Genomic DNA, 18,526 nt, shown 5'->3' with positions numbered 1-18,526 from the left:
CCGTGTACCCCGACGAAGTTGTTTCGGTTCCCGGCAGAAGCGCTTTTCCGCCGCTTGGCGGGAAATGCTTCGCATCATTGCCAGGGGCGATTAACTTTGACCGGTGTGCATGCCTTACCGTTGGCAGTCGCACATCAACGACAACGAACGAATCACTCGAACTTACGGAGGAATTGTGGCCCTTCCCCAGCTGACCCCAGAAGAGCGCGCTGCCGCTTTGGAGAAGGCGGCTGCTGCCCGTCGCGCCCGCAAGGAGCTCAAAGAGAGCCTGAAGCGAGGCGGTACCGACCTGAAGCAGGTGCTCAAAGACGCCGAGACCGATGAGATCCTCGGCAAGATGAAGGTGTCCGCCCTTCTCGAGGCTCTCCCGAAGGTTGGCAAGGTCAAGGCACAGGAGATCATGCAGACCCTCGAGATCGCCCCGACGCGCCGCCTCCGCGGCCTCGGCGATCGTCAGCGTCGCGCCCTCCTGGAGCACTTCGACTTCGAGGTCGACTAAGACTCGTCCACACTGGGGCGGCTGCGAGGCGCAGAGGCACAAAGCCTGCTGCCTCTTCGCAGCCGCCCCAGCTGTTTTCTGTAGATAGCGGACGCGCGCCTACAACGAGAGCTCGCGCGCTCCCATAGTGAAAGGATCGGTGTGGCTAGCCAAGACGGCCAAGGTTCCGCCGATCCGGCCCGCACGAGGGGTCGGCTGGTTGTCCTGGCCGGCCCCTCTGCCGTTGGTAAATCCACGATCGTGGCCGGATTACGCGACCGAATCGACAACCTCTACTTCAGCGTCTCGATGACCACACGCGCGCCCCGCCCAGGGGAAGTGGACGGTCGCGATTACTACTTCGTGAGTAAAGAAGAGTTCGAGGCGGCGATCGCCTCCGGACGCATGCTCGAGTGGGCGGAGATCCACTCTGGCATCCAGCTGTCCGGCACGCCGGCGGCTCCAGTCGAAGAGGCGCTCGACGCCGGACGTCCCGTGCTCGTCGAGGTGGACCTGGCTGGCGTGCGTGCCATCAAGTCCACCGCGCCCGATGCGCACTTCGTGTTCCTCGCCCCGCCGTCATGGGACGAGCTCGAACGCCGGTTGCGGTCGCGGGGCACCGAGACCGCCGAGGTCGTCGAACGACGGCTGGCCACCGCGCGGGAGGAAATGGACGCCCAGGACGAGTTCGACACCATCGTCGTCAACGACGACATCTCTGAATCCGTGGACGAGCTGGTACAGTTGCTAGTCGGTCCAGGCCTGGACAAGTAATACGCAGGAGGAATTTCGTGGCTGCTTCCGGTGATGAGACCAAGACCTCATCCGCACCGCTGTACGACACCCCGGTGGGCATTACCAACCCGCCGATCGACGAGCTGCTCGAGCGCGCCTCGAGCAAGTACTCGCTGGTGATCTTCGCAGCAAAGCGTGCACGTCAGATCAACGACTACTACAACCAGTTTGCCGACGGCATCCTGGAGTACGTCGGCCCGCTCGTGAACCCCTCCGCGCAGGAGAAGCCGCTCACCACGGCCCTGCGCGAGATCCACCATGACATGTTGGAATACTCCGAGCAGTAACTGAAATGGTGGATCAGCCGGGTTGGGAAGGCGGCACCAAGGGCCGCGTCATCGTCGGCGTCGGCGGCGGGATTGCCGCGTATAAGGCGTGCCAGCTCGTCCGACATTTCCGCGAGCGCGGCCACCACGTGGTGGTCATTCCCACCGAATCGGCGCTCCGCTTCGTCGGCGCGGCCACGTTTGAGGCGCTCTCGGGCAACCCGGTATCCACCGACGTGTTCTCCGATGTCCCGTCGGTGAGGCACGTGAATCTGGGCAAGCAGGCGGATCTTGTCGTGGTCGCGCCGGCGACGGCCGATCTACTCGCCCGCGTTGCCCAGGGTCGAGCAGATGACCTGCTCACCACGACGCTTCTCACCGCGTCGTGTCCCGTTCTCTTCGCCCCGGCGATGCATACCGAAATGTGGGAGCATCCGGCGACGAGGCGGAATGTCGCGACGCTGCGCGCCGATGGCGCCACCGTCATGCCCCCGGCTTCCGGCCGCCTCACCGGTACGGACACCGGTGCCGGCCGGCTGCCCGAAGCCGATGAGATCGGCCGGCTCGGTGAGCTCTTGCTCGATAATCCGGGCGCGCTTCCTCAGGACATGATCGGCCTGTCCGTCCTCGTCACCGCCGGGGGGACACTGGAAGAGCTCGATCCCGTTCGCTATCTCGGGAACAGGTCGTCGGGAAAACAGGGCCATGCCATCGCAGCGGTCGCCGCTGCACGCGGGGCGAATGTCACGCTGATCACCGCAGCACAGCATCTTCCCGACCCGGCTGCAGTAGAGACCCATCGGGTTATCTCCGCGCATGAGATGCAAGAGGTCCTGATGGAAAAGGCGCCGGGCGTGGACATCGTCGTCAAGGCCGCCGCCGTCGCGGACTTCCGTCCGGAGTCAGTCTCCGAGTCGAAGCTCAAAAAGGGTGCGGACGATGAGCCCGAGACGATTCGCCTCCGTCGAAACCCCGATTTGCTTGCGGGACTCGTGAACGCTCGCGCCGAGGGAGCGGTTCCTTCCGACGTCACTCTCGTTGGTTTCGCGGCTGAAACCGGAGACGCCAACGGCTCCGTGTTGGACCACGGGCGGGCGAAACTCACCCGCAAGGGGTGCGATCTGCTCATCGTCAACAAGGTTGGGCGGACCGAGGCGTTCGGGCAGGACACCAACGCCGGTTGGATTCTGCGCCGCGGCGGTGGAGAAGAGGCAGTACCGACGTCCGGGAAATATTCCGTCTCCGCGCGGATCTTCGACGCCGTGCTCACGTTCCGCCGAGAGCGTGCCGACACCGCCTCCGACACGGAGTAGACAGTTCCGTCTAGGCTGTTATTCGTAGATCGATAGCGCGCACTACGGTGCGGCACCAAATATCAATGGCTAAAAGGGGCGAATCCGTGGGATTCGTCGAGCGTAGGAATAGGAGTCGGGAGTGGATCAATCACGCCGCCTGTTTACCAGTGAGTCTGTCACCGAAGGTCACCCGGACAAGATCTGCGATGCGATCTCGGACTCGATTCTCGATGCGATGCTGGAGCAAGACGCCAATGCCCGTGTCGCCGTGGAGACGATGGTCACCACAGGTCAGGTCCACGTAGCGGGCGAGGTGAAAACGACCGGTTACGTCGAGATCCCCGATATCGTGCGCAAGCGCATCCTCGATGTCGGATACGACTCCTCGGAGAAGGGCTTCGACGGCACCACCTGCGGCGTGTCCATTTCGATCGGTGCGCAGTCCCCGGAGATCGGGCAGGGCGTGGACACCTCGCACGAGGCGCGCACCGAAGGCGACTCCGAGGATGCGATCGCCAAGCAAGGCGCCGGCGACCAGGGCCTGATGTTCGGGTATGCGTGCTCGGACACGCCCGAGCTGATGCCGCTTCCCATCGCGCTCGCGCACCGCCTCTCTCGCCGCCTCACAGAGGTACGCAAGGACGGAACGCTGCCGTACCTGCGTCCTGACGGCAAGACCCAGGTCACCATCGAGTACGACGGGGAGAAGGCCGTTCGCCTCGACACGGTGGTCATTTCGACTCAGCACGATCCGGAGATCGATCTCGACACCACGCTCACCGACGACCTCACCGAGAAAGTCCTCAAGCCGGTGCTCGCCGATGCGGCGGACAACATCGACACCTCCGACTACCGCCTGCTCGTCAACCCGACCGGGCGCTTCGTGCTCGGCGGCCCGATGGGCGACGCTGGTCTGACCGGGCGCAAAATCATCGTCGACACCTACGGCGGCATGGCCCGTCACGGCGGCGGCGCATTCTCCGGTAAGGACCCGTCAAAGGTCGACCGCTCCGCGGCGTACGCGATGCGCTGGGTGGCGAAGAACATCGTCGCCGCCGGTCTGGCAGAGCGGGCCGAGGTGCAGGTCGCCTACGCCATCGGCAAGGCGAGCCCGGTTGGCTTGTTCGTCGAGACCTTCGGCACCGAGACGGCGCCGGTGCAGGACATCCAGAACGCGGTCTCGAAGGTGTTCGACCTTCGTCCAGGCGCGATCATCCGCGACCTCGACCTGCTTCGGCCGATTTACTCGCAGACCGCCGCCTACGGCCACTTCGGTCGCACCGACGTCGATCTCCCCTGGGAGCGCACCGACCGCACCGAGGAACTCAAGGCGGCCATCGGTAACGGATAGAAGTAGCGGCGCCCGCCTCCGGCGGCGCCGTGCTACAACTACACACGATGGCAAAACCCAGTTCAACGCGCGTCCCGGCTTCGGACAAGCCGGTGGCGCGCGTTTTGCCGCTCCTGGGGCTGCCCCAGCTTGATCGTCTCTTCGATTATCGGGTCGACGAGAAGGACGCCGTCAGCGTGCAGCCGGGCGTGCGCGTGCGCGTGCGATTCGCCGGGCGGCTCGTCGACGCCTTCGTATACGAGCGGGCGGATACCTCGGAACATCCCCGAGAGCTGCATTACATCGACCGTATTGTCTCCGACGAAGTGGTCGTGACCCCCGAGATATTCGCACTCGTCGACCGCGTTGCCGCGCGGTGGGTGGGTGCACGCTCGGACGTGTTCCGGCTCGCGATTCCGCCGCGGCATGCGACCGCGGAACGCTCCGTCGCCCCTGCCGATGTGGCGACCGGCGAGGACGCGGGCACCGAGGACCATGCCCAGGTGAATCCGCCGGAGCTGTCCGAGGCGTGGTCCGCTTATCCGCGCGCCGCCTCGTTCGCGTCCGCGATGACTTCGGGCAAACCCGTGCGCGGAACGTGGACGCCCGCGCCGGGGGAGGATTGGGCGGCGCGGCTTGCCGAACTGGCGTTCTTCGCGGCCACAGGCGACCGGCAATCGATTATCGTTGTTCCCGACCAGCGCGACGTCGACATCGTCTCGTCCCGCTTGAAAGAGGCGGCGAGCGACTACGGGCGCGCACCTGGCGACATCGTCGAACTCACTGCGAGCCTCGGTCCCCAGGCGAGGTACACCCGGTGGCTCAAGGTTCTTCGCGGCCACGCGAAGGTGGTCGTCGGCACGCGAAGTGCAGTCTGGGCGCCGGCGCGGCACCCGGGCATCATCATCGTGTGGGACGACGGAGACGACTCACTCGCCGAGCCGCGTGCCCCGTACCCGCATGCGCGGGAAGTGGCGACGTTACGGTCGTCCCTTGCACATGCACCTTTGCTACTGGCGGGACCGATTCGTACGCCCGAGGTCGCGGCGCTCGTGGAAGCGGGTTGGGCGCCGGAGATCACCGCGGCCCCGGAAACCAAGCGACAACTTCCGAGGATCGTTGCCGTCACCAACGCCGATCCCGTGCAGGCCCGCGATGTCGCGGGCGGCCACACTCGGCTCCCGACCGTGGCGATGACGATGGCCCGGCAGGCGCTCGACCGAGGGCAGCCGGTACTCGTGCAGGTGCCGCGGAGCGGCTACATTCCCCGGCTTCTCTGCCAGCAATGCCGCACGCCCGCTCGTTGCCGTCGCTGCAATGGCCCGCTGGCTATCGGGGAGGCGAACACCGACGGCGCCGGCGCACTAGTGTGTGGCTGGTGCGGCGTGCACGACGTGTCCTACAGCTGTCCCGAATGCGGTTCGCGCAGGCTACGCGCCGGCGTGGTTGGGGCCTCGAGGACTGCGGAGGAACTCGGTCGCATGTTTCCCGGCACCAGAATTGTTCGAGTATCCGGATCCGAGAAACTTTCCACTGCACCCGAAGGGCCCATGCTCGTCGTATCCACCCCAGGGGCCGAACCCACTCCCGAGCGCGGCTACGGGGCTGCGCTCCTCCTCGATGCGTGGTCGTTGCTGAGCAGGCCGGACCTGCGCGCCACCCAGCAGGCATTTCGGCGCTGGGTCGGCGCGGCGAGGCTCGTCGTTTCGCACACCGACGGCGGGGAGGTGTTCTGTTCCGCCGAGGCATCCACCGATATCGCGCAAGCGCTGATCCGCTGGGACGTCGATGGTTTCGCCCACCGTGAGCTCGCCGAACGGCGCGAGGTCGGGTTTCCGCCAGCCGCGCACCTGTTCGCCATTGATGGTGCCTCCTCCGACGTCATGGCTGTGTCCGACTATGTGGAGGACCATGGCGCGGAGCGACTCGGATTCGTGCCGGAGATCCTGGGTCCGGTGGATGTGCCGTCGGCGGAACCGCTGCCAGGGGCCGCCCCGGACGAGATTCCTGAACGCGTACTCGTGCGGATCCCGCCCAATCAGGTGGACCAGGTTTCGCACGCGTTGCTCGCCGCGGTGATCTCTCGGGCCACCCGTCGAGACGGCAGCCCCGTGAGGATCCGCCTCGACCCGCTGCACATCGGCTAGCCCCGCGCTGGATGAGGCCGTGTGGCACCGATTCGCGGTCAGGCCAGGCCACGGCAATAGAATGGGGATAACGTGGCGACCGTGATCGCGCGCCTGACAACGAAGGGACGTACCTACTCACATGGCTATTCGACCGATCCGGCTCTATCCCGACGCCGTCCTGCGCACTCGCGCCGATGAGGTGCCGGAGATCGACGCAGGAGTGCGCAAGCTGGTCGCAGACATGTGGGACACGATGGATCACGCCGAGGGCGTCGGGCTGGCGGCGCCACAGGTCGGGGTGTCCCGCCGCGTGTTCGTCTACGACGACAACGAAGGGCACCGCGGTGCGCTGGTCAACCCGCGCTACACCGTGCCCGGGTCTGACAGCGAGTTCGACTACGAGGGCTGCCTATCCGTGCCCGAGATCGGCGGGGAGATCGATCGACCGCTGGAGATCGATGTGACCGGTCTCGACGAGAGCGGCGACGAGGTTCGATTCCACGCCGATGGGCTGCTCGCGCGAATCTGTCAGCACGAGATCGACCACCTCGACGGCATCATGTTCATGCAGCGCCTCACCGGGGACGCCCGTAAGGAAGCGATGGCCGCGATTCGCAGCGCCGAGTGGTTCGGCATGCCCGCCATCATCGGGGACCTTGTCTTCGAAGAACTCGGCACCGCAGAGGTCGAGGCCCGGCAGCTCTCCGTCGCCGACGCTCAGGATCGATAAACCGATGAGAATCGTATTCGCAGGTACTCCGGAAACAGCGGTTCCTTCCCTCAAGGCTCTCATCGACAGCGACGGGCACGAGATCGCCGCGGTGATCACTCGGCCGGACGCGCCGAAGGGGAGAGGACGCACGCTGCATCGTTCACCGGTCGGCGAGGTCGCGGACGCCGCCGGTATCGAGGTACTCACCCCGACGAGCGGCCGGGATCCCGAGTTGGCATCCGCGCTCCGCGAGCTCGATGTCGAGGCCGCTGCAGTCGTCGCCTACGGCAATATCCTTCCCCAGGACGTGCTCGACATTCCTCGTCACGGCTGGGTCAACCTACACTTCTCCCTCCTCCCCGCGTGGCGCGGCGCCTCTCCGGTCAACGCGGCAATCGCCGCCGGTGACGAGATCACCGGCGCGAGCACGTTCCGCCTCGAGGCCGCGATGGATACCGGCCCGGTGTACGGCACTATCACAGAGACCATCGGAGCCCAGGACACCGCAGGCGAGCTGCTCGAACGGCTCGCCGAGTCGGGCGCGGGCCTGCTTGTCGCCACGTTGAACGGAATCGAATCCGGCGAACTCGTCGCCGTCGAACAGCCTTCCGACGGAGTGTCCTACAGCGGGAAGATCAGTTCCGCCGACGCACGCATTCGATGGGACCTGCCTGCTTTCGCCGTCGATCGGCACATCCGATCCATCACACCGGTTCCGGGAGCATGGACCGAGCTGGACGGCCAACGCTTCAAGATCGGAGCTGTAACCCTGCCTGGAGGAGACTCCCTTCCCGAGCAGGCCGCCGGACTCACCGCTGGTGAGCTCAATTGGACGAAGAAGTCGCTCTTCGTCGGGACCGCGTCCGGACCCATCGTGATCGATCGACTACAGCCGCCGGGAAAGAAACTCATGAACGCCATGGACTGGGTACGAGGTAGCCACATCGAACCGGGGGCACGATTCGCATGAGCGACGACAATCGCAAGCGCGCCGGCAGCGGTTCCGGCGGCAGACATGGTCCGAAGAAGCAGGGCTCCGGGCCCAGTCGCGGAAATTCTTCGAAGGGGCGGGGTGGGGAACGCGGACGCGGAGGCGACCGCTCGCACCGTCAAGATCGACAGCGGGGCGGCGCGAGCACCGGTCGGCAACCGCAGCTCAAAGATCCCCGCGCCGTGGCGCTTGACCTTCTCACGTCCGTACGCGAACGCGGCGCATACGCCAATCTCGAACTTCCCTCGCTGCTTCGCAAGGCAAAGCTCGACGAGCGCGATACCTCGCTGGCCACCGAATTGTCCTACGGCACGACGCGCGCACAAGGACAGCTGGACCGAATCATCGCCAAGGCGGCAGGACGCTCGCCGGCGAAGATCGACGCGGAGGCTCTCGACGTGCTGCGTCTCGGCGCCTACCAGCTCCTCTACACCCGTGTAGCCCAACATGCGGCAGTCGATACAACCGTAGAGCTCGCGAAGCGTGAAGGGCTCATTCGCGCGGCCGGGTTCATCAACGCCGTAATGCACAAGATCACCGCCCACGACCTGGCCGGCTGGACGCAGATCCTGCAGCAGGGGATCACAGATCCATTTGAGCGTATGGCTATCGGAACCGCGCATCCGGAGTGGATCGTGCGCGCCTTCGCCAATGCGCTCGGGAAGGACGCAGCGGAGCTTCCTCAGCTTCTCGCTGCGGATGACGCGCGTCCGAAGGTGCACCTCGCCGCACGTCCCGGCGCGATCACCGCCGAGGAACTGGCGCTCATCACCGGTGGGGACGAAGCGGAACTGTCGCCGTACGCGGTTCATCTTCCCTCGGGATCCCCTGGCGAACTCGAGCCTGTGAAAGAGCACCTCGCCGCGGTACAGGACGAAGGCAGCCAGCTGGTCGCGCTCGCCGCGGCGAACATGCCGCTGGAGGGCGAGGATTCCGGCCGGTGGCTCGACCTGTGTGCCGGGCCTGGCGGCAAGGCGACGATGCTTGGTGCGCTCGCCGATATCGCCGGCGCCGAGGTCACCGCGATCGAGGTCGCCGCACACCGCGCCAAGCTCGTCGAAGGTGCCACCGACGGGCTACCCGTTCGGGTGAAGGTCGCCGATGGGCGCAAGCCGGGCCTGGAGCCCGGTTTCGACAGGGTGCTCGTCGACGCCCCGTGCACCGGACTCGGCGCGCTGCGGCGTCGTCCGGAGTCCCGCTGGCGCCGATCCCCGGACGACGTGACCGAGCTGACGGCTCTGCAAAAGGAATTGCTCGCGAGCGCGCTCGAGCTCGTGCGCCCGGGCGGGGTCGTCGTATACGCCACCTGTTCTCCGCACCTGCCGGAGACGGTCTCCGTGGTGAATGACGCCGTCCGGCGTCATTCTGCGGAGCTCCTCGACGTACGCGAGGGCCTTCCCGAGGCGCTTGCGGGCGAAGAGGGCCCCTGGGTCCAGCTGTGGCCGCACCGCCACGGCACCGACGCGATGTTCATGTGTGCGCTGCGGCGCTCCGACGCCTAACCAATACGATGGGAACCATGAGCCATCCAGTAGTGATCGCCCCGTCCATCCTGTCCGCCGATTTCGCCCGCCTCGACGCAGAGATTCAGCGCATCCCGGATGCCGATTGGATTCACGTCGACGTCATGGACGGCCATTTCGTGCCGAACCTGACCATCGGCCCACCGGTCGCGAAGGCGATCAAGAAGGTGACCGACAAGCCGCTCGACTGCCACCTGATGATCGAGGACCCGGGCCGCTGGGTCGGCGACTACGTCGAGGCCGGCGCAACTAATGTGACGTTCCACGTCGAGGCGACGAACGATCCGGTCTCCATCGCGCGCAAGCTCCGCGAGTCCGGATGCGGGGCGGGGCTCACGTTGAAGCCCGGCACGTCGGCGGAGAACTACCTCGAGATGGTGTCCGAATTCGATCTCGTGCTCATAATGAGCGTCGAGCCCGGCTTCGGCGGCCAGTCGTTCATGCCCGACATGCTCGACAAGGCGCGCGCGTTCCGTGCGGAGATCGATCGCCTGGGCCTAGACACGCGACTGCAAATCGATGGCGGGATCTCGGCCGACACCATCGCGCAGGCCGCGGCGGCCGGTTGCGATACCTACGTCGCGGGATCGGCCGTCTACGGCGCCGAGGACCCGAACGAGGCCGTCCGTACGCTGCGCTCGCTCGCCACGAGCTGATGTCCTCAGGATCCCGTCCGCCGAAAGCCGTGCGGGAGCGTTTCGCGCCGTACATGGACCTGGCGGCGCGGACCGCCGAGGGGAAGTGGGGCACGACCCGGCCCAATCCGACCGTCGGCGCGGTCGTACTCGATGCAGACGGGAACATCGTCGCCACCGGCTCGACCGAACCGGCCGGCGGGCGCCACGCTGAGGTCGTCGCCCTCGACGAGGCGGGGGACCGCGCACGCGGCGGCGCCATCGTCGTCACGCTCGAGCCGTGCAACCACACCGGGCGCACCGGGCCGTGCGCGGAGCGCATTCTCGACGAAGGCCTGGCCACCGTGGTGTACGCGGTTGCCGACCCCAACCCCGTTGCCTCCGGCGGAGCCGATCGCCTCGCCGCCGCCGGGCTCGACGTGTACGGCGATGTCGGTATGACGGCGGACGGCCGCGGCGCCGATGTCCTTCGCGGCCCGCTGGGATCCTGGTATCACCTCGCCAGGACCGGGCTTCCGCAGGTCACCTGGAAATACGCGGCGTCCCTCGATGGCCGCTCCGCCGCCGAGGACGGCACCAGCCAGTGGATCACCGGCCCCGAAGCGCGGACGCATACCCTCGCGCGGCGCTCGCATCATGACGCGATCGTCGTCGGCACCGGCACAACGATCGCCGACGATCCGTCGCTCACGGCGCGCGACGCGGAGGGACGGCCGCTCGAGCGGCAACCACTGCGGTGCGTGATGGGGGAGACCGAGGTACCGGACGGTGCGCGCGTGCGGGGTGAGGACGGCCGATTCCTGCACTTACAAACCAGGGATCCGCTCACCGCGATTCGAACCATCGCCTCCGCCGCCGGGCCTGGCGGCGAATCCGTTCTCCTCGAGGGCGGCCCGCATCTCGCCGGAGCATTCATGCAGGCGGGGATGGTGGACCGGATCGAGGCCTACATCGCACCCGCCCTACTCGGAGCGGGCACGTCGGCGCTAATCGGGGCCGGGGTGGACACCATAGGGCAGGCGCACAGGTTTACCATCGAAACCGTAGAAATGATCGGATCGGACCTGTTCGCGGTACTCACACCGCGCCTGCGGATACCGATCGAGCAAAGGGAAGGATGACGGACGTGTTCACTGGCATCATTCGCCAAATCGGCGAGGTCACTTCCATCGAGACCGATGCAGACATCGTTCGTATGCGCATCAGTGGGGCAGAGGTTCTCGGCGACGCCTCCCTCGGCGATTCCATCGCGACCTCGGGTGTGTGCCTGACGATCACCGAACTTCCCGGCGATGGCTCGTTCGTCACCGAGCTCATGGGCGAGACTATGGAGCGTTCGGCAATGTCGCAGGTACAGGTCGGTTCTCAGGTCAACCTCGAGCCGGCCGCGCAGCTCCATTCCCGTCTCGACGGGCACATCGTGCAGGGCCACATCGACGGCACCGGGACACTGGTCCACCGCAGTAGTGGCGATAAGTGGGATGTGCTCCGCTTCTCCATTCCCGCGGAGCTCGCGCCGCTCGTCGTCGAGAAGGGCTCTATCGCCGTGTCGGGTGTCTCGCTCACCGTCTCCGCGGTCAGCCCCGCCGACTCGGACGAGCACTGGTTCGAGGTTTCGCTTATCCCGGTTACCCTTGCCGACACGACCCTGGGACAATTACGAGACGGGGACGCGGTGAACCTCGAAACCGACGTTGTGGCCAAACACATCGCACGGCTCACCGAGTTCTCCACGAACGCCCGACAGACCTAGCACCATTCACTCGAACCCGGCGGGAGCGCGGCAGATGCGCACCCGACACCGCAACCGAAAGTCGAGGTTGACGCACACCGTGACGCCTTCGCAGCCCGCCACCGATTCAGTCGACGGCACCCATGACGGGGTCCCGTTCGACTCGATCGAACGGGCCATCTCCGATATCGCCGCCGGCAAGGCCATCATCGTGGTCGACAACGAGGACCGCGAGAACGAGGGCGACCTCATTTTCGCCGCCGACGCAGCGACGCCAGCGCTCATGGGCTTCCTCGTGCGCTATTCCTCCGGCTATGTCTGCGTCGCTCTCCAGGGCTCCGCCTGCGATCGACTCGGCCTTCCGCCGATGGTCAAGAACAACACCGATCCGCATGGCACCGCCTACACCGTCACCTGTGACGCCGCCGAGGGCGTGACCACGGGTATTTCCGCCGCCGACCGCGCCCACACCGCGCGCGTTTTGGCCGATCCCGCAGCGACCGCGGCCCACCTGTCGAGGCCCGGTCACGTCGTTCCGTTGCGGGCGCGTGACGGCGGAGTCCTCGAGCGCCCCGGCCACACCGAGGCAGCGGTGGACTTCGCGCGCCTGGCCGGACGCTCCAGCTCCGGCGTCATCTGCGAGGTGGTGTCGGAGGAGGATCCGACGACCATGGCGCGCACCCCCGAGCTGCGCCGGATCGCCGACGAGCACGACCTTGCCCTGGTGTCGATCGACGCGTTGCGTGCGTGGCGCAGGCGAAACGAGACCCAGGTCGAGCAGGTCGCGGCGGCGTCGCTGCCCGTGCCCGCCGGCAACCTCACGGCAATCGGCTTCCGAGATTCGATCACCGGAGTCGAGCACGTCGCGCTCGTTGCCGGGGAACTTGCCGAGGGCCGTTTCGTCGGTCCCGAGCCAGTCCTCGCGCGGCTGCACTCCGAATGCCTCACCGGCGACGTGTTCCATTCCCTGCGCTGCGACTGCGGCGCGCAACTCGAAGCGGCGGTCGAAGAGATCTGCGCCGCGGGCAGGGGAGTGATTGTCTACCTGCGCGGACACGAGGGGCGGGGGATCGGGATCGCCGCGAAGCTCGCCGCGTACCACCTGCAGGACGGCGGCACCGACACCGTCGACGCGAACCTCGAGCTCGGTCTGCCCGCCGACGCACGCGACTACTCGGTGGCCGCCCAGGTTTTACGCGAGCTCGGCGCCGAGAGCGTCCGGCTCATCACGAACAACCCGAAGAAGGTGTCCGCCCTGGAACTCGGCGGGATCGTCGTGTCCGAGAGGGTGCCCAGCCCGGTCAACCAAACACCGGAGAACACACGCTACCTGCAAACCAAGCGGGACCGGATGGGGCATCTCCTGCAGGATCTCGCCGATGGCGAAGAACGGGGGAACGCGCGATGAGCGGCGCGGGACGTCCGGAAGCCACGGTTTCCGACGCGAGTGGGCTGAGGATCGGAATCGTACGCACGGCGTGGAACGCCGAACTCACCGAGCAACTTCGTCGCCGCGCGCTCGCGGTCGCGGAGGCGGCCAACGCAACGGTCGTCGAGGCGCAGGTTGCCGGCGCTGTCGAACTTCCCATCGTTGCGCAGCAGCTCGCACGCCAAACGGATGCGGTCGTCGCACTTGGTGTCGTGATCCGCGGGGAAACGCCGCATTTCGACTATGTCTGCGATTCGGTGACCGATGGGCTCACCCGGATCGCGCTCGACGAGTCCGTTCCAGTCGCCCACGGAGTGCTCACGGTGAACTCGTACGAACAGGCCGTCGCGCGAGACGGCCACCCCGGCTCCGCCGAGGACAAGGGTGGCGAGGCCGTCTCCGCAGCTCTCGGGGCGGCGCTCGAGCTACGCAGACTTCGCCTGCTCTCCGGCTAGCAGGACTGTCGTCCCACTGGACTATCGTGGCCAGTAGGCACCTCGCACACCCGATTATTCGGTCCGATGTTTTTTCGAAGGAGCTGCACGTGAGCGGCGAAGCGCAACAGTCGAACTCCGACACCCGCGATGCGGAGTGGGAGCTCGAGTACCGCCCGAAGAAGCTGCGTGTGTGGACCGTCGCCATCGCGGTGGCCGTACTCGTCCTCCACATCATCTGGGCCCTGATACTCACCGCGGGCCGCGATACCGGGGTCCACATCGGCGGCGCCGACCAGCTCGCGTTCGTGGTCATCGGCATCATCCTCGCCGGATTGATCCTGTTACTGCTCCGCATTCGGATCCGAGCGGGATCCGAGGGCGTGGAACTCACCGGGCTGTTGGCGACGAAACTCTACCGATGGGACGACATCGTCGGATTCACCTTCCCACTTTCGGCACAATGGGCGCGCCTCGAGCTTCCCGCATACGAGCACGTGGGAATCCCCGCGATCCAGGCGATGGACGGAGACGCCGCCGTAACCGCCATGCACGCCCTCCGCGATGTCGCACACACGTACAAGCCCAGCGCCGCGGACCCCGAAAACGTCGCCGACCGCTAGACCGCGGAAGCACGATGGATCCACAAAGCTACCGCCCCGCCGCAGGAACAATACCCACGGACCCCGGGGTCTACCGTTTTCGCGACGAACACGGACGAGTGATCTACGTGGGCAAGGCCAAAAACCTTCGCTCGCGTCTGGGGAATTATTTCCAGGACCTCACCCTCTTGCACCCGCGCACGCGCCAGATGGTGACGTCGGCGGCGTCTGTCGTCTGGACCGTCGTGGGCACCGAGGTCGAGGCACTTCAACTCGAGTACACCTGGATCAAGAAATACGATCCACGCTTCAACGTCCGCTACCGCGACGACAAGTCGTATCCCATGCTCGCCGTCACCCTCAACGAGAAGTACCCGCGGTTGTTCGTCTATCGCGGGCCTCGACGCAAGGGCGTGCGCTACTTCGGTCCGTACTCGCACGCCTGGGCGATCCGCGACACCCTCGACACCCTGACACGCGTCTTTCCGGCACGCACGTGCTCCGCTGGGGTGTTCAAACGACACGGTCAACTAGGCAGACCGTGCCTGCTCGGCTACATCAACAAATGTAGTGCTCCGTGCGTCGACCGGGTGAGTGCCGAAGAGCACCGTGCGATCGTGATGGAATTCTGCGACTTCCTCTCCGGCAATACTCGCCCGATTGTCAGGCGCCTTAGCAAAGAGATGTCCGCGGCAGCAGAGGACCTCGATTTCGAACGTGCCGCCAGGCTGCGCGACGACCTCGGCGCCATCGAACGCACGATGGAGAAGCAGAACGTCGTCCTCCCCGACGCCGCGGACGCCGACGTGGTCGGTGTCGAAATGGACGAGCTCGAAGCAAGCGTCCAGGTATTCCACGTCCGCTCCGGACGAATCCAGGGGCAGCGGGGCTGGGTGGTCGAGCATTCCCACGGTGTCGGTGCCGATGGCGAGTTCCGCCCGGAAGATGCGGCGCCCGACGTCATCGCCGATTTTCTCGGGCAGTTCTACGGGACGGAGGCCGAGCAGGTGGCCACGGCCGATGAGCCGGTGGGCGTTGCCGTTCCCCGCGAGGTTCTCGTCCCTGCGCTACCCGCGGAGGCGGACGCGCTCTCCGAGGTTCTTACGGGACTGCGCGGATCGAAGGTCTCTTTGCGAGTACCGCAGCGGGGAGAGAAAAAGAGTCTCGCCGAGACGGTTCACCGCAATGCGGTGGAGGCGCTCAAGCAGCACAAGCTACGCAGGAGCGGCGACCTGACGACCAGGTCGGAGGCGCTCGCCGAGATCGCGGAAAATCTCGGCCTGGACCAGGCACCACTGCGCATCGAGTGCATCGACATCTCGCACACCCAGGGCACCGATGTCATGGCCTCGCTCGTGGTGTTCGAAGACGGGCTGCCGAAGAAGTCCGATTACAGGACCTACCGCATCACCGAGGCCGCAGGGGACGGGCACTCCGACGACGTCGCGTCCATCGCCGAGGTCACCAGGCGGCGATTCCGTCGGCACCTCCAGGCTCCCACGGACACACCCGACGACATCTACGAAACAGCCGAGGGCGGCGCGGTAGTCGAGGACACGGTTCCCACGGCGTCATCTCGAAAATTCGCCTACCCACCTCAGCTTTTCGTTGTGGACGGCGGCAAGCCGCAGGTCGAGGCGGCACAAGATGTTCTCGACGAACTGGGTGTCACCGACGTGCCCGTCGTGGGGATCGCCAAGAGACTCGAGGAGATCTGGGTTCCCGGGGAGGAATTCCCCGTGATTTTCCCCCGGCAGGGGCAGGGGCTGTACATGCTCCAGCGGCTGCGCGACGAGGCGCACCGCTTCGCCATCCGCGCGCACCGCGGCGCGAGAAGCAAGCGCATGACCTCCTCGCGACTCGACGAGATCCCCGGTCTAGGTCCTACGCGGCGCAAGGCGTTGATCGACAAGTTCGGCTCGATCGCAGCGATCTCCGCGGCAAGTATCGACGATCTGCAGGACGTCCACGGAATCGGACGCAAGGCAGCCGAGACCATCGCAGACGCCTTGAGCACGGAATCACCGACCGAACGCGGAAAAATGAAAGACTTGAGCTCAGACGCCGACGAAGCGGCGCCCGGCGGGGCACCGAAAGAAAGTTGAGGTCGAGGCGATGGCCCGTACACCACACAATCCTTTTCCCACGACGAATCCGATGCTTCCCGATCAGGAGTTTCTGCTTGTCACCGGAATGAGCGGGGCCGGCAAGAACGCGGCGTCGAAGGTCCTCGAGGAATTCGGTTGGTACGTGGTAGACAATCCGCCCATCGAGACGTTCCCGGCACTCGCCCAGGTCGCGACAAAACCCGACGAGCCGATCATGCGGCTCGCGGTGGTCCTCGACGTGCGCACCCTCGGCCTGATGAACAACCTCAACCTCGTGTACCGGTTTATCGCCGCATTCGGAAAACAGCTTCGGGTTCTGTTCCTCGATGCTTCCGAGGATTCGCTCGTACAGCGGTTCAATTCCGTGCGGCGACGTCATCCCCTCCAAACCGGAGACGGGATCGTCGACGGCATCAACAAGGAGCGCGACCACCTCACCGGCTTGTTCACGCGCGCCGACGTCGTCGTGGACACCTCTTCGCTATCGGTGCACGATCTGCGCCGCAGGCTCGAGGTTCCGTTCGGCAATCCCGAGTTCGGTTTCCAGGTGATAGTCGAATCCTTCGGTTTCAAATATGGCGTCCCCAGGGACGTCGACCTCCAGCTCGACATGCGGTTTCTTCCGAATCCATATTGGGTGCCCGAACTCCGGCGTTATTCCGGCCGTGACGCCGCGGTCTCCGAGTACGTATTGTCCGATCCGAGTGTCGAGGACTATCTCGAGAGCGCGGAGAAGATGGCCGAGATCGCGATGGAGGGGTACCGCCGCGAGGGAAAGCGCTACATGATCCTCGGGGTCGGATGTACCGGCGGAAAGCATCGAAGTGTGGCGGTTGCAGAACAGCTCGGTAAGCGCCTACGCACACTGGACAATGTCGAGGTCGCCGTCGTGCATCGCGACCTCGGCCGGGAATAATAGAGGCACCATATGCATCCTGATTCTCCTTCCGCCCGAAAGATCTCCCGCACCAACGAGTCGGTTGAACCCGACCTGGACGTGGGCTCGCTCGTCGCCTTCGGCGGAGGGCACGGACTGGCGGCGACGTTATCGGCAGCTCGGCGAGTCGCCTCAAAACTCACAGCGGTCGTGACTGTCGCCGACGACGGCGGCTCTTCCGGTCGGTTGCGCCGTGAACTGGGAATCTTGCCCCCGGGCGACCTGCGAATGGCACTGTGCGCCCTCGCGGGAGAATCGGAGGAGCACCAGGATCTCGCCTCGCTGTTCCAGCATCGCTACGGGGGAAACGGCGCTCTGGCGGGCCACGCCGTGGGCAATCTCGTTTTCGCTGGTCTGTGGGAGCAACTCGCCGATCCGGTCGCCGCACTCCGGGTAGTAGAGGACCTGCTGGGCTCAGTCGGCAGCGTCATGCCAATGTCGCCGGTCGCGCTGGATATCGCGGCGGACGTCTTCGGTCTGGAGGCCGACCCGCGGGTGGTTCGCACGATCGTCGGGCAAGTGGCGGTCGCATCGACACCAGGTCAGGTGCGACGAGTTCGACTCATCCCTTCCGACCCTCCCGCCACGCCCGGTGTGGTGGACGCCATTTCAGAGGCGGACATGGTCGTTCTCGGTCCGGGATCCTGGTTCACCTCGGTGATACCCAACGTTTTGGTGCCCGAAATCTCCACAGCACTTGCCCAGACTTCTGCAACGAAGGTCCTCGTGCTCAATCTCGCTCCGCAGCCGGGGGAGACGGCAGGGTTTTCGACCGAGAGACACCTCCACGTCTTACGCCAGCACGCGCCCGGGCTCGATTTCGACGCCATCGTTCTGGACCCTCGCACCGGCCTGAGTGAAGGGGAAATGGGACAGGTCAACCGCACGGCGGAATCGCTGGGAGCGCGAGTTGTGATGGCGGAGGTCGCAAAAAACTCCTCGAACGGCGGGATCCGGCCGATTCACGATCCGGATGCGCTCGGTGCGGCGCTGGGGCGCATCGGGCGCACCGACTGAATCGCTTCCCCCGGGCCGAAACCGAGACGATATCGACGGTGCGCCGCACACGGTGCACCCCAGTTACTTACACTTGTGAGCGCATATCTGCGCACAAGCACATTAAGGAGCCA

At 65.8% G+C, this 18,526-nt stretch carries 18 protein-coding genes; all 18 read left to right on the top strand.

The features are described 5' to 3' along the window. Window positions 1-175: 175 nt before the first annotated feature. Entirely contained in the window at window positions 176-499 is a 324-nt protein-coding gene (mihF, locus tag BJL86_RS08545) for an integration host factor, actinobacterial type (protein WP_067471040.1), read from the top strand. 135 nt (window positions 500-634) lie between these two features. Further along, window positions 635-1,252 (top strand): guanylate kinase, encoded by a 618-nt coding sequence (gene gmk, locus BJL86_RS08540; protein WP_075844920.1) that lies wholly within the window; start codon window positions 635-637, stop codon window positions 1,250-1,252. Between the two features lie 17 nt (window positions 1,253-1,269). Beyond that, window positions 1,270-1,560: a DNA-directed RNA polymerase subunit omega gene (rpoZ, locus tag BJL86_RS08535; protein ID WP_067471044.1), complete on the top strand. Its 291-nt coding sequence runs from the start codon at window positions 1,270-1,272 to the stop codon at window positions 1,558-1,560. 5 nt (window positions 1,561-1,565) lie between these two features. Next, entirely contained in the window at window positions 1,566-2,852 is a 1,287-nt protein-coding gene (gene coaBC / locus BJL86_RS08530; RefSeq protein WP_067471045.1) for a bifunctional phosphopantothenoylcysteine decarboxylase/phosphopantothenate--cysteine ligase CoaBC, read from the top strand. Window positions 2,853-2,973: 121 nt separating this feature from the next. Continuing rightward, the gene (gene metK, locus BJL86_RS08525; RefSeq protein WP_067471048.1) at window positions 2,974-4,185 is read left to right on the top strand and encodes a methionine adenosyltransferase; all 1,212 of its coding nucleotides are present in this window, start codon (window positions 2,974-2,976) and stop codon (window positions 4,183-4,185) included. Window positions 4,186-4,232: 47 nt separating this feature from the next. After that, window positions 4,233-6,311, top strand: coding sequence for a primosomal protein N' (locus tag BJL86_RS08520; RefSeq protein WP_067471050.1), 2,079 nt, complete (start codon window positions 4,233-4,235; stop codon window positions 6,309-6,311). Between the two features lie 121 nt (window positions 6,312-6,432). Beyond that, window positions 6,433-7,023, top strand: coding sequence for a peptide deformylase (gene def / locus BJL86_RS08515; RefSeq protein ID WP_067471052.1), 591 nt, complete (start codon window positions 6,433-6,435; stop codon window positions 7,021-7,023). 4 nt (window positions 7,024-7,027) lie between these two features. Then, window positions 7,028-7,975 carry a methionyl-tRNA formyltransferase gene (fmt, locus tag BJL86_RS08510; protein ID WP_067471055.1) on the top strand — a complete coding sequence of 316 codons (948 nt, stop codon included), beginning with the start codon at window positions 7,028-7,030 and terminating at the stop codon, window positions 7,973-7,975. Next, on the top strand, window positions 7,972-9,498 hold the full coding sequence (locus tag BJL86_RS08505) for an RsmB/NOP family class I SAM-dependent RNA methyltransferase (protein WP_082908277.1): 1,527 nt from the start codon (window positions 7,972-7,974) through the stop codon (window positions 9,496-9,498). The genes fmt and BJL86_RS08505 overlap by 4 nt, the downstream gene beginning before the upstream one ends. A gap of 17 nt (window positions 9,499-9,515) precedes the next feature. Continuing rightward, window positions 9,516-10,175, top strand: a complete 660-nt coding sequence (gene rpe, locus BJL86_RS08500) for a ribulose-phosphate 3-epimerase (RefSeq protein WP_067471057.1) — start codon at window positions 9,516-9,518, stop codon at window positions 10,173-10,175. Beyond that, window positions 10,175-11,275 carry a bifunctional diaminohydroxyphosphoribosylaminopyrimidine deaminase/5-amino-6-(5-phosphoribosylamino)uracil reductase RibD gene (ribD, locus tag BJL86_RS08495; protein WP_067471059.1) on the top strand — a complete coding sequence of 367 codons (1,101 nt, stop codon included), beginning with the start codon at window positions 10,175-10,177 and terminating at the stop codon, window positions 11,273-11,275. The genes rpe and ribD overlap by 1 nt, the downstream gene beginning before the upstream one ends. Before the next feature lie 5 nt (window positions 11,276-11,280). Beyond that, window positions 11,281-11,907 (top strand): riboflavin synthase, encoded by a 627-nt coding sequence (locus BJL86_RS08490; protein ID WP_067471341.1) that lies wholly within the window; start codon window positions 11,281-11,283, stop codon window positions 11,905-11,907. 34 nt (window positions 11,908-11,941) lie between these two features. Further along, the gene (locus tag BJL86_RS08485; RefSeq protein WP_082908278.1) at window positions 11,942-13,294 is read left to right on the top strand and encodes a bifunctional 3,4-dihydroxy-2-butanone-4-phosphate synthase/GTP cyclohydrolase II; all 1,353 of its coding nucleotides are present in this window, start codon (window positions 11,942-11,944) and stop codon (window positions 13,292-13,294) included. Beyond that, a complete protein-coding gene (gene ribH / locus BJL86_RS08480) occupies window positions 13,291-13,770 on the top strand; it encodes a 6,7-dimethyl-8-ribityllumazine synthase (protein WP_067471061.1) in 480 nt (159 codons plus the stop codon). Before BJL86_RS08485 ends, ribH begins: the two co-directional genes overlap by 4 nt. 89 nt (window positions 13,771-13,859) lie before the next feature. Continuing rightward, window positions 13,860-14,372, top strand: a complete 513-nt coding sequence (locus BJL86_RS08475; protein ID WP_067471063.1) for a PH domain-containing protein — start codon at window positions 13,860-13,862, stop codon at window positions 14,370-14,372. A 14-nt stretch (window positions 14,373-14,386) separates the two neighbouring features. Further along, window positions 14,387-16,456 carry an excinuclease ABC subunit UvrC gene (gene uvrC / locus BJL86_RS08470; protein ID WP_067471065.1) on the top strand — a complete coding sequence of 690 codons (2,070 nt, stop codon included), beginning with the start codon at window positions 14,387-14,389 and terminating at the stop codon, window positions 16,454-16,456. 10 nt (window positions 16,457-16,466) lie between these two features. Further along, entirely contained in the window at window positions 16,467-17,375 is a 909-nt protein-coding gene (gene rapZ / locus BJL86_RS08465) for an RNase adapter RapZ (protein WP_075844919.1), read from the top strand. Between the two features lie 12 nt (window positions 17,376-17,387). Then, a complete protein-coding gene (locus tag BJL86_RS08460; protein ID WP_067471069.1) occupies window positions 17,388-18,413 on the top strand; it encodes a gluconeogenesis factor YvcK family protein in 1,026 nt (341 codons plus the stop codon). Window positions 18,414-18,526 lie beyond the last annotated feature (113 nt).

Origin of the sequence: Dietzia timorensis, from assembly GCF_001659785.1 — a bacterium.
Taxonomy (GTDB): Bacteria; Actinomycetota; Actinomycetes; order Mycobacteriales; family Mycobacteriaceae; genus Dietzia; species Dietzia timorensis.
Note: the sequence above shows the minus strand (reverse complement) of the source record. Positions and strands in the feature narration are given on the sequence as shown.